Genomic DNA, 12,223 nt, shown 5'->3' with positions numbered 1-12,223 from the left:
CATCAACCGTTAAAATGAGACAAAATGTCTATATCATTAATTTTTTGTAATTGGAGGCTCATGTCATGAAATGCCCAGTATGTAATCATGAAAATGGAAATGCCAGTTTTTGCGAGAGGTGTGGCTCTAAACTTGCCCCTTCCTCCCCTACTTCAGATGCTGTCCAGAATCAACAATCTGCGGCTGCCGAGCCTGAATATACCCGTTGGTCCAGCACACAGGCGACACCTTCCCATGTTCCCGGTTCATCCAACACGCATTCCGCTGCCAGACCTGTAGAGCACGTATCCGACTCATCAAGCACAGATAGCCATTCATCTGCAGGAGACAATAACGCTAATCAGTGGAATAATATCGTACAAAATGAGAAAGTTCAGCAAGCCAAAGAAGTAAGCAAACAGTATCTGTCCTATTTCCTTAGCGTACTCACCCGTCCTTATCAAACCATGAAAACCGTTGGCGAACAGCATTCACTTAACGGCTGGATCACGATGGCTCTGATTGCGGTTCTAACCTCTACATACTTTTTGATTACATTTAGCCGGATGGATGTGGACGGACTGTTTATCGGCGGGTTTATCCGACCGCTGTTGTTCACCGCCATTTCCTTGATCGCTGCGATCGCATTAATGTATGCCCTATTGAAGATTGAAAAAATAACGTTCCGTCCCAAAACGCTGGTTGCCCAGTTCGGTACATTGCTTGTGCCCGCTGTAACGTCACTCGTACTGGCGAATCTGTTTATTGTTATCTCGTATTCCATCGCTATCTTCTTCCTCGTTGTCTCGTATTTGATTATCTTTGTATCTCTTAACACGGTGCTGTTCCAGTATCCGCTGAATCGTACGAAGGCAGCTATCGATAGCATGTATAGTGTGCTGATTGCCAATGTTGTATTGTTTTATATTCTGTATCGCTTGCTGGGCGCTACGATCATTGGATTGATTGGCCTGATGTTCTCTCCATATGGGCGTCTGTAAATCATATCAACTGCTCTTACGAAGTCTCTCCCTGCTTATGCAAGGAGGGTCTTCTTTGGTTTTCACCGTCAGAGATTGCACTCGTTGCGTTCCATACACTATAATGTGTAGTGTAAAAGGTATGTTCTTTTTTACGTAAGATTTTGAGGAAAAAAACATACCCTGCATACAGAGTACTTTTACCCTTGTTATTAACACTACATTGCGTAGTGTAATAGTCATCCATTTTATATGAAGAAAGGCTGAGGAGATCAATATGGACATGAATATGAATCATATGCAAATGGAGCATGACGCAGGAACATCTTACCTTTGTCTTATCGTTGGTGCAGTGGTTCTGTTACTCTCCATCGCAGCTTATATCTGGTCTTCACGCACCCGGAGGTCTGTACTGGCGCATATGAAGAAGAATGAACGGGCCGCGATCAAAAAGAAAACCCGATCCATCGCTTGGGCTGCGCATACACTGCTGGGGGTGTCGATCATTGCGTTTGTTCTTTTCTTCATGCAGGGCGCACTTGCCAAGTATGATGTTGCGGATCTGAATGCTGGTGCTGCGATCGACGTGACCGACGACAAATACTACGGAGCCGATCATACGGAAGAACCGATCCAATATGAGATGACCATCCCGACGTCGGGGCCTCATAACCCGCATGATATCAAGTTTGGATTTTACACCGATTTCCCCGGCTATCCATACCTAGTACATAATCTGGAGCATGGGGATATCATCATTTATTATCGCGAGAACGCAAGTGATGAGCTGAAAGAGCATTTAAAGTATCTTGCCAAATTCCGCCAAGCTGGAGCAGGTATTCTTGCTGTACCGAACAAGGACATCCCCGAGGGCAGTGAGGTCGTTGTGACGGCGTGGACCAAAACCATGAAGCTGGACCAATTTGATGATGCCAAAGTAGGCACTTTTATTAATAAATATATTAACCAAGGGCCTGAAAAGATCCCTGCCTCCATTCGTCAGGGTGGCGGAACGATGTAAATCCCTCTCTGTAGCCATAACCACAAATGACTTCTCCAATCATATGATAGTACATGGGGTTTCTTCCATTTATATATTTAAAAAACAATAAGCTCCTGGATTAAATTGATCCAGGGGCTTATTCTTTATCCTCCAGATGCCGATATCTCAAGTAGAAATAGAACTACATAAATGGAATACATATATGTACATAACCAAGGAAGAAAACGCAGTTCCAATACGACGATTCATCCCGACTAACAAGTATTTACAGTCTTACATATCAAGGAGGAGCATTTCTACTAATGAACAGTTTGTTTATGCGTATCTTTTTATTTTTTTCCTGTCTGATGCTGGCAGCAGGAGCCGTTCTTGGCGTGACCATGTACCGCTCATCTGCACAGCTGGTTGAACAATCGATGGGCATGCAGGCACAGGCCGTAGCTGAACGGGCAGCAGAGTCCATCGACACCACCCTGTATGCGCCACTAAGTACAGGACAGGATCAAACCGAGTATTATGACACATTGCGCGAACAACTCAGCCAGCTTCGTCAGGCCAATGGGTTGAAGTATCTCTACACACTTGGTAAGCGTGATGAGAACGGGACTGCATCGTATTATTACGTGGTGGATGGCGCTGCTCAAGATGTGGCAGAGGATGATTTCTCTCCCTACGGATCCCCTGAAGAGAACCACTATGCAGGAATGCTGCAAGCCTTTGATCAAAATGAACCTTTTCGGGGTGATCTGACCCAGGACGAATACGGCGCAACGATTACAGCGTATGTACCGATTCACGGAGCCAATGGGGAACTGCTTGGTCTGGTTGGCGCCGACCTGGACTCCACCGCCGTCTACGAGCTGATGACACGCAATCGGATGACCATGATCTGGACTGCCCTTGCCATCGTATTGCTCAGCGTGCTGCTGGTCTATGGATTTGCTCATTATTTGACCCGTCCTCTGGTGAAACTGAAGAAGATCATTGCTGAGGTGGGCAAAGGTGATCTGACCGTCGATGTCGATCTTGGACGGAAGGATGAGGTTGGGCAGCTGGCGTCGGAGTTCAAACATCTGGTCACGGATACACGGGATGTCATGACAGGCATCCGCAAGAGCTCCGATTCCCTGCTGCAAGCAGCCGAAGGAGTATCCAGACACTCACAGGCAACAGTAAAAGCCAGTCAGCGGATTGCCGAGCATACAGATCATACGGCCAAAGGCGCTGCAGAGCAGGTTGCACGCGCAGGAGAAGTCACTATAGCTATGGAGGAAATTACACGCAGCATGCAGCATATTGCCAATTCATCTTCCTTGGTTGCTGATGTATCCGAGGAGACAACCCATAACGCGATACAGGGTCAGGCCAACATCAACACAGCGATCGACCGCATGGACAAAATTCATCAGGCCAATGCCCAGATGGAAGCATCCACCTCCCAGCTTGCGCAATACTCCAGCAAAATTGAATCGGTAGCCCACATGATGAAGGGCATCGCTTCCCAGACCAGTCTGCTGGCATTGAATGCAAGCATTGAAGCTGCTCGTGCCGGGGAACATGGCAGCGGCTTCGCTGTTGTGGCTTCCGAGGTTCGAAAGCTTGCAGGGGAATCGGAGCAATCGTCCCAGCATGTGACTGAACTGATCGCCGAGATTACACGCCAGACTGCCGTTTTATCTTCGCATATGTCGGCCAGTACCTCAGAAGTTCAGGCCGGACTTGCGGTTGTTCAGGAAGCAGGGCGTTCGTTTACGTCCATTCATACAGGTATTGAGACGATGAATGAACGTCTGCATGAAGTGTCCGCCGCTTCCGAGCAGCTCTCCGCCAGCGCAGAAGAAGTATCCGCTTCCGTTGAGGATATGGAACATATCTCGCGCAAGTCTTCTTCCAGCATTCAGGAGGTTTCCGCTGCAACTGACGGGCAGCTGCAATCAATGGATGAGATGAGCACGTCCGCGGAATCCCTTCGTGTGTTGTCCAGTGAATTGAACGGATTGATCAGCCGATTCAAAATATAAATCGGGTTGCAGGGCGGGCAGTCAATGAGCCCACTAGATGAATACAAAAATGCCGCACGGCAAGGAACGGATACATGGGGATTCCCCCATTCCTGTTCACTCTGCCTGCGGCTTTTTATAATTGTACCTTTAATGGAGGCTGGCCGTGCGGCTGCCTGAATTAATAGCGCTGCGGAGCAGCTTTTTTGCCCAAATCCGTCATATATGTGAAGAATGCTTCTGGATCCGTATCATACACGAGTTGCACTGGGCGTCCGTCTGCTTGCTCCACCGTGCGGCCCTGGCTTGGACCGTCCGGGATAACAATACAGTTCACCGTTTTCTTCTTCACGATATCCTCGCGTCCAACGGAAGCCGTTGTCAGCACATCCCACAGATAGTATGTGGAATTCGTCTCACTGTACACCAGTGGCGGACATCCTGCATAACAATTTCCAAGGAAGTCCACGCCTTCAAAGCGACGCTCCGCAGCCCAACGGTTACGTACAGCAGGTGTAAGAGGTACTTTGTTCGTGCTTTCCAGGGCAACCAGATCAATCTGGATCCCGCTCTGCCATACACGGTAAGCCGCTTCCGGGTCCCAGAATACGTTCCATTCTGCTGTGCCATCATGCTCAGGCTCTTCTACGTTACCGCGCTCGAATGTGCCACCCATCCATACCAACTTGTCGATTTTCTCTTCAATATCAGGCGCTTCGTCCAGTGCACGTGCAAGGTCAGTCAGTGGGCCTGTGAATAGAAGCAACGTTTTGCCTTCGGTATTGCGTACTTTCTCGATCAGATGCTGGTGAGCCGGAATGGCAGCGAGTGGAGCTTCCATTTTGCCGGACTCGTTCAGTACTGGAAGTGCATCTACATAGAAGGAGTGCAATCTCCACGCCGCAGGAAACGGATTTTTACCTCTGGAGTTGGATTTTGCTACCTCTACGGAATATGTGCCGAAGCGATCGATAATTTTACGGCTGGCATCTGTAGCTGGCTCCAGATATCCGTCTGCCGGAATAACCGATACACCGGTTACATGTACATTGTCCATTTGCAGAAGCATGAACAGCGATACGAGGTCATCCACGCCGCCGTCATGGTTAAAATACACATTAAGTTGGTTCGTCATGCTTGTTTTCATCCTTCCCCCTGGTTGTCCCATTGATGTTCATCCCATCCGTCTGCCCAAGGCCGACGTTCTCTCTATTATGTCCCATAACCCCGGCCTACGTAAACCTTCCGTCTCCAAACCAAGCAGGAAACACCCCTCACCCCCTGCGGATATTTTACAGTCCCGCCATTCCATCGCAGACCTTGTCCGGTCAGCTTCTAATAATGAAAGGGTAAAAGGAAAAGGACAGCCAGGCATAAGACCCTGCTGTCCTTGTCTGAATCCATCCATCGATTACATGGATTGATTTTGTTTCTCTTTGGATTTCTCTGCAACAGGCATATACTTGCCTGGCCAGAAAGCCCATTTGCCCAGCAGCGCTGTAATGGCAGGCACCATGAACGGACGAACGAGGAACGTATCGAGCAAAACCCCCGCAGCCGTGATAATACCGAACTGCACCAGCACCTGTATAGGCAGTGTTGCCAGTACGGCAAACGTTCCTGCGAGAATCAGGCCTGCGGAAGTAATAACCGATCCAGTTTCGCCCACGCCTTCCTTGATCGCTTGGCGAAGTGGCATCGTTTTGCGTTTTTGCCAGATGCTTGAGATCATGAAGATGTTATAGTCTTCACCCAAGGCCACGAGGAATACGAAGGAATACAATGGAATCGCTCCCTGAATCGCATCTGCGCCAAGCCCATAGTGAATGATGATCCAACCGAGACCCAGTGCAGAGAAATAGGACAGAACTACAGTTGCGATCAAATACGCTGTCGCTACAACAGAACGCAGGTATAACAAGAGAAGCAATGTGATCATCCCGATCACCACCGGAATAATGATGCTGGCATCCCGCTCTCCAGTAACTTCGATGTCATACTGCTCAGCCGTCTGACCATCGATCCAGACTTGGCTGTCCACATCGGTGAGCCCGGCATCTTTCAGTGCCTGTTCAGCCGTTGCCCTCAGGTCCGGAATATGCTGCATCGCCTCCATCGAGTATGGATTCAAATTGAATTCCACATCGTAGGCGGTAATGTTCGCATTCTCGGCACCCTGCTGGGCATCGCCTACTTTGCTAATGTAATCCAGCGATTCGAGACGCTGCTTCAGATCGATTTCTTTGCCACCTGCATCAACGATCACTTTCACTGGAGCGAGTTCACCCTCCGAGAACTGTTCTCCAATGACTTTGAACCCTTCACGAGATGCAACATTCTCCGGGAAGGACGATAGCAAGTCATACGTGAATTTAACCTGAGTAGAGAATGCAGCCAGTCCACCCAACAGTACCAGCGTAATCGCCAGAACGGTCCAAGGTCTGGTTACCACGGTACGTCCAATCCAGCTTTCTTTGATTTTACGTGGAGCAGGCGCCGGTTTGCCCTTTTTCTTCGCACGCTCCACTTCCATGTCATGCGTACGCGGGACAAACGGGTAGAATGAACCCCGACCGAAGATCGCAAGCAAAGCCGGAACCAGCGTCAGGCTCGCAATAAACATGATGAAGATGGATAAACTGAATGGTACGGCAAAACGGTGATAGGCCCCATACTCTGCAAACAGCAGTACAAGCAGTGCGGCAACGACCGTAAATCCACTCATGGCAATCGCACCGGATGATCCGGTAATCGCCTGGAAGAGTGCTTTCTTTTTATCCGGCTCATGATAGAGAATTTGACGGAATCTGGAGATCATGAACAGGCAGTAGTCCGTTCCTGCACCGAACAACAGCACCGTCATTATAGAGATCGACTGCGCGTCCACTGTAATCCAACCCTGATCCGCCATGAATCCGAGAATCGGACTAGTGACCATATAAGCGAACCCAACTGCAATAATTGGGATAATCGCCAGTACTGGCGAACGGTAGATTAACAGCAACAGCACAAGTACCAGCACGACTGTTGCGATCAGAAGGGATACATCCGCAGATGAGAATAATCCGCTCGCATCAATCGATATCCCAACCGGACCTGTGACCCGTGCACTTAGTGCACTGGAATCATCGATGGCAACGTCAAATGGATCAGAACCGAAAATGACTTTTGTTTTCTGCTCCAGCGCTTCAATGCCTTCCTTCAACTGTGACGAATCCGCTTCCTGATTGAAAAAGAGCGGCATAACCAGGGTGCTCCCGTCTTCTGAAAGCTGACCTTTCAAAGCCTGTGGCGGCAACTGATAGAGCGGCACTACGGATTGCTGCTGCTCTACCGGATCTTGATCCAGTCGCTCCGTTAACGCCTGAATGTTCTCAATCTGTTCATCCGTCAGCCCGCCAGCTTGATGCCATACGATGAGAGCGGGAAGTCCTTCGCCGCCAGGAAATTCTTTCTGAGCTAATGCAGCTGCCTGCACCGATGGCTTGGAATCGCTCAGATCCTGCGCATTATTCGTTTCACGGTCACCCACCGCAGGCCATACTACACCAAGAACAACCGCAATGATGATCCATACCAACAGTGTTATCCATTTGCTTCGCTTGCCGGCAACCCAACGCCCGTAACCCGATCCTTCTTGCATGATCTTTCATCTCCCTATTTTGGTTCTATGAAGCCGTATTTATGTGATAGTGTAGAAATGAACCACGGGTCATAGTATAATTGAGTTAATTATATATACCGGAAGGTTAATTATGCAATCCCTAATTTTGTGAACACTTTTTCACAACCAACATGACAAGTAAAGAGGTAGACAACCATGAGCAAAAAGACAAATCCGCCCCGCTCCCCGGGCAGACCTAAAGCCGGTGCTGATCAGGCATCAGCCCAGTCCAAAATACTAATGACCGCCTCACGGCTTTTTATGGAATATGGATACGAGCCCGTCTCCCTCCAGCAAATTGCCTCGCTATGCGGGGTGACCAAAGCGTCGGTCTATTATCATTTTTCCAGCAAACCCGAGCTGTTCACCGTTGCCATCACCCACATGATGGCGATGGGCATGCAGCAGACTGCCCTTCGCCTGGATGAACCAGGTACGCTGCAAGAGCGGCTGATCAAGGTTGCGGAAGCGAAGATGCAACATTCACATATCGAAACCGAGACGATGATGCGTGAAGCGGAGAAGCATCTTAATCCTGACCAGCTCTCCCAGATCCGGGAAGCCGAGATCCGCATCTATGAAGTCCTTGCCACTCACTTCCAGCGGGAGATGGATAACGGTTATTTGCGACCCGCCAGTCCCATGCTGCTTGCCCATGCGTTTACGTCTCTGCTGATGCTCGCGAACCGTGAAGATGTACGCAACATGCATGCAACGATTGCCGACCTGGCACGGGAGCTGGTGGCGCTGTTTCTGGATGGGGCAGTTCACAAGGCTTAAAGATCTCTCCAGGCCTTTGCCAATGCAGCGATACCCGGCCCAATACGTTCCGACTCCATACCAGCAAACCCTATAATGAATTCCCTTTTACCGTCTGCTGGTCCACTCCCGTCCGTCCATAAATATTCTGCTGAGCTAATCTGTATACCAGCGCTTAACGCCGCAGCCACCAGCTCTGCGGCTGTTTGTGTTGAAACCATTCTGAGCACCAGGTGAAATCCGGCGTTCTGACCAATTATCTCAACCTTTTCTCCGAAATACTGTCGAATCGCCTGAATGATCAAGTCATGTTTGCGCTTATAAACGTTCCGCACTTTCCGGATGTGTTTACCCAATTCTCCCTCGTGCATAAACATTTCCAATGTACGCTGATGAAGACGGGAGGCGGACTGTTCAAAGAGGATCGTCTTATACATCTCCCTAAAGGAACCCATCAGCTCCTTGGGAAGTACCATATAATGAATACACAGCGCAGGCGCGAGAACTTGGGAGAATCCACCCATATAAATTACCCTGCTGCCCTCACGCAAACCCTGCATGGAAGGAATAGGCCGTCCATGATATCGAAATTCGCCGTCATAATCATCCTCTATGATGTAGGCCCCCATTCGTTCCGCCCAGTCCAGCAAAGCCATTCTTCTCGCAATGGGCATCGTCGTGCCCAGCGGAAATTGGTGCGAGGGTGAGACCCCTACTAGTTTTACTCCCATTCGATTCAGCTCTAATATATCTAATCCTTCATCATCTAGAGGGATGGGCACAATCGGATAACCATAATTCCGGAATGTGCCCGGCAGCAGCCGATAGCCAGGATTCTCTACTGCGATGGATTGCAGTCCATCTATGTGAAGCAGCGTCTGCACAAGCAAAGACATCAACAAGTGCTGCTCTGCACCTACGACAACCTGCTCTGGAGAACAGTTCACACCCCTGAACTGTCCAAGATAATGAGCAATCTCACATCGGAGCCCCCACTCGCCCTGCGGATCTCCGTAGAACAATAATCCCTCTGCCTCTTCGCGCCAGATACGATTCGCATATTGCTGCCACTTGCCGAGCGGAAACAGGCTGAAGTCATTGCGTGACATGTGAAAATCAAATTCGACCACCCTTGTTGGACGAATCGCATTTCGCTCTATTTTCGATTGATTATGGGGGTGTTGTTCATGAATGACCATATTCTCATGCCCAGTTCTCATTGGAATTGGAATTTGAATTTTACTATAACGATCCATCATGGGACGTACCCGATAGCCTCTACGAGGCTGACTATATACATAACCTTCGGCAATCAATTGTTGGTATGCCCATTCTACGGGAGTTGTACTTATGCCCAGCATCTCGGCTAGCTTGCGTACAGAAGGCAATTTGCTGTGCTCCGCCAGCTCCCTCTGAATGATTTCCTTTTTGATGTGATCCGATAGCTGAACATAGATGGGGATATGATCGTTTTCCTCCAGTTTCGGCAATTGATTCATGCCTTACACCTCATCTGTCCTGTTGAATTTGACCAAACTGTATATTTGGAAGTATACAGTATTCAGATATACTCAGGACATCACGATTTGAACCTACAGGAGGAATAATCATGTACCAATCCACACCAACCCCACGAATCCCCCGTCTGTTGGAGACGAAACGCATCTATTTGCGTCCATTTGAATCGACTGACGTGAATACCTATTTCCCCGGATTGTTTGACGCCGAGATGCGCAGACTCACCGGAACACAGAACAGCTTCACCCGTACACAGGTAGAACGCTATATTGAAAATGCTGCCCAAGATGACTCACGCTTGATGCTGCTGATTGCCTTGCAGGAGAACGACCAGATCATCGGAGATATCGCCCTAATGGACATGCATACCAAGAATCGCAGTGCGCACATTCGGATCGCCATTGATCAAGCCGAGCATCAAGGCAAAGGCTATGGCAGTGAGGCATTGCTGCTTATGCTGGACTACGGCTTCGGCATCTGTAACCTGCACCGAATTGAACTAGAAGTGTATGCCTTCAACGAGCGAGCCATTCGTACGTATGAGAAGCTCGGATTTCTCCGCGAAGGTGTACGACGAGATGCCTTGTATTACAATCATCAATATCACGATGCCATCCAGATGAGCATGCTGGAGAATGAATTTCGAGAGCTGCACGTCAGCAATGCTAGCAATCAATCCGTAGAGAGCTAACGAATAGTCCATTACCTGTTCAAAAAAACCGCGGATCAACATCCATCCACGGTTAGAAATGTCATTTGACCCGCCAGTACCAACAGCTGGGCGGGTGTTTTCTTTTAATTCCCCATGATTGTCAGCAAACTTGGATAACGAAGACCACGTGCTACCGGGAAGCAATCTCTTCGGGTTGATTTATGTTCCCGGCAAATAACCATGCTCCAGTGGATTTATCCACCACAGCGACCATAAATGGACGGTTCACATCCATCATCACCGGATCCGTTGGCGGAGCACTTCCGGCCTCCATTCCCACCATTGTTGAAGCTGCGGCTACAGTCCCTTGCTCGCTCACTTCCATCACCGCACGATGAAGTATCTGACCAATATATGCTTGCAAGTTCGGGCCCCGAGAAATCATTCCCGTGAAATTGGCGGCATAAGGGTCAAAAGCCATTTCCATACCCAGCCGTTGTAATACCTCTTTCAGGTTCATGCCATACTCCGCACGAAAACGCGGCAAGGACAGCTCCACCAACCTGTATTCAGAACCGGTATCCAGCCGTTCAGGGTCATCCAGCAGCTGCTGCTGAATCTCATCCAGCGTACGCCCCTCTCGCGGCAAAACGACAAGCAGATGCATCTGGCCCTCTCCATAAGGCAGCCTAACCGCCTGCCAGTCCTCATTCCCCGAGTATTGGAACTGCTTCGTCTGATGCATCATCCGCACAGAGAGGTCCTTTCCATTTACCAGCTTGAACTCTTCGTCCGTCGTGTACTCCGGATCAAACTCATCCATCCAGTTTCCATCAAATGCAATAGCATTCACCAGAATCATTAGGGCCTCCTTTTCAGGCGGTTCCTGCATCAAGTTTGGAATCATGCCTTCGGTGTGCTGCTTCACCCATTGATTGATCTCTTCCTTGGCTTGTGCTGGTTGTCCATTGAGTGTCCTGATCTCAGCTTCATAAGTTTGCTGTATGGTTGTTTGGTAATTTTCCTCTACCGGAATTCCTTCCTTCGTCCACATGGAGTTCGCTATACCGATCTCAATGCCTTTTCCCGGATGGGTCAACAACTGCTGCAAAGCCGCTTGAGAAGCATTCACTTGGTCCATTTCTAGCCCCGACCAGCCCATGACTTCTGCCATCTCCCGCCTGGTCTCACCCACGCTGCCGTTATATGCCATGCCAATCGCCGCTGCAATGCTGTAAGGTGAGATCAACAGATTACTCCCGTCAGCCTTCTCTTTTGCACCCATCTGTTGAAGGATATGCAGCCCCATAGCGTTCATCGCTTGGATTCTTTTGGGTTCGATCTCGTTCAGAGCCGTATTTCGTTCTTCCTTGGATAGCTCCTGATTCGAATTGGAATTCATCTTGTTTGGGTCCCCCTTTGCAGAACAGCTCGTCATGATAATCCCACTTATACAGCATAATAACAGTAATACTCCTAACCGTGCATGCATCGTAATCCCCCCTCATCCGTAATATTCAGATAACCGTTATAGCAATTCACTGATTTCCTTTTTTTACTAGACGTACGGTTGAGAAAAAAGGTTACTTTACACTTATATACCAAGGTCACTAATTTCTACTGTAGAAAACACCATTCAAATTGAGTCAAAACGGTTATATCTATACC

At 48.9% G+C, this 12,223-nt stretch carries 9 protein-coding genes; 5 read left to right on the top strand and 4 right to left on the bottom strand.

What is annotated here, in order from left to right; all coding sequences use genetic code 11:
• The first annotated feature begins 65 nt into the window (after positions 1-65).
• From PPA03S_RS07535 to PPA03S_RS07525, 3 genes are all read left to right on the top strand, one after another.
• The gene (locus PPA03S_RS07535) at positions 66-980 is read left to right on the top strand and encodes a zinc ribbon domain-containing protein (protein ID WP_062321432.1); all 915 of its coding nucleotides are present in this window, start codon (positions 66-68) and stop codon (positions 978-980) included.
• 262 nt (positions 981-1,242) lie between these two features.
• On the top strand, positions 1,243-1,980 hold the full coding sequence (locus tag PPA03S_RS07530; RefSeq protein WP_167665997.1) for a DUF3105 domain-containing protein: 738 nt from the start codon (positions 1,243-1,245) through the stop codon (positions 1,978-1,980).
• Between the two features lie 284 nt (positions 1,981-2,264).
• Positions 2,265-3,983: a methyl-accepting chemotaxis protein gene (locus tag PPA03S_RS07525; RefSeq protein ID WP_062321428.1), complete on the top strand. Its 1,719-nt coding sequence runs from the start codon at positions 2,265-2,267 to the stop codon at positions 3,981-3,983.
• A 160-nt stretch (positions 3,984-4,143) separates the two neighbouring features.
• On the opposite strand, the gene PPA03S_RS07520 is transcribed toward PPA03S_RS07525, so the two are convergent.
• Both PPA03S_RS07520 and PPA03S_RS07515 read right to left on the bottom strand, forming a co-directional pair.
• Complete coding sequence (locus PPA03S_RS07520; RefSeq protein ID WP_439955828.1) at positions 4,144-5,109, bottom strand: nucleoside hydrolase; 966 nt, start codon at positions 5,107-5,109, stop codon at positions 4,144-4,146.
• 264 nt (positions 5,110-5,373) lie between these two features.
• Positions 5,374-7,605 (bottom strand): MMPL family transporter, encoded by a 2,232-nt coding sequence (locus PPA03S_RS07515; protein ID WP_062321426.1) that lies wholly within the window; start codon positions 7,603-7,605, stop codon positions 5,374-5,376.
• A gap of 177 nt (positions 7,606-7,782) precedes the next feature.
• Between PPA03S_RS07515 and PPA03S_RS07510 the strand changes: the two genes are divergently transcribed.
• Positions 7,783-8,406, top strand: a complete 624-nt coding sequence (locus PPA03S_RS07510) for a TetR/AcrR family transcriptional regulator (protein WP_062321424.1) — start codon at positions 7,783-7,785, stop codon at positions 8,404-8,406.
• Here the strand turns inward: PPA03S_RS07510 and pdxR are convergent.
• A complete protein-coding gene (gene pdxR / locus PPA03S_RS07505) occupies positions 8,403-9,884 on the bottom strand; it encodes a MocR-like pyridoxine biosynthesis transcription factor PdxR (protein ID WP_062321423.1) in 1,482 nt (493 codons plus the stop codon). The genes PPA03S_RS07510 and pdxR overlap by 4 nt on opposite strands.
• A 110-nt stretch (positions 9,885-9,994) precedes the next feature.
• Between pdxR and PPA03S_RS07500 the strand changes: the two genes are divergently transcribed.
• A complete protein-coding gene (locus tag PPA03S_RS07500) occupies positions 9,995-10,594 on the top strand; it encodes a GNAT family N-acetyltransferase (RefSeq protein ID WP_062321421.1) in 600 nt (199 codons plus the stop codon).
• 151 nt (positions 10,595-10,745) lie between these two features.
• Here PPA03S_RS07500 and PPA03S_RS07495 read toward each other — a convergent pair whose 3' ends face one another.
• Positions 10,746-11,957 carry a serpin family protein gene (locus tag PPA03S_RS07495; RefSeq protein ID WP_062321420.1) on the bottom strand — a complete coding sequence of 404 codons (1,212 nt, stop codon included), beginning with the start codon at positions 11,955-11,957 and terminating at the stop codon, positions 10,746-10,748.
• Positions 11,958-12,223 lie beyond the last annotated feature (266 nt).

Origin of the sequence: Paenibacillus pabuli NBRC 13638 (assembly GCF_001514495.1) — a bacterium.
Taxonomy (GTDB): domain Bacteria; phylum Bacillota; class Bacilli; order Paenibacillales; family Paenibacillaceae; genus Paenibacillus; species Paenibacillus pabuli.
The sequence above is the reverse complement of the archived record's forward strand: the minus strand, read 5'-3'. Positions and strand labels throughout refer to the sequence as shown.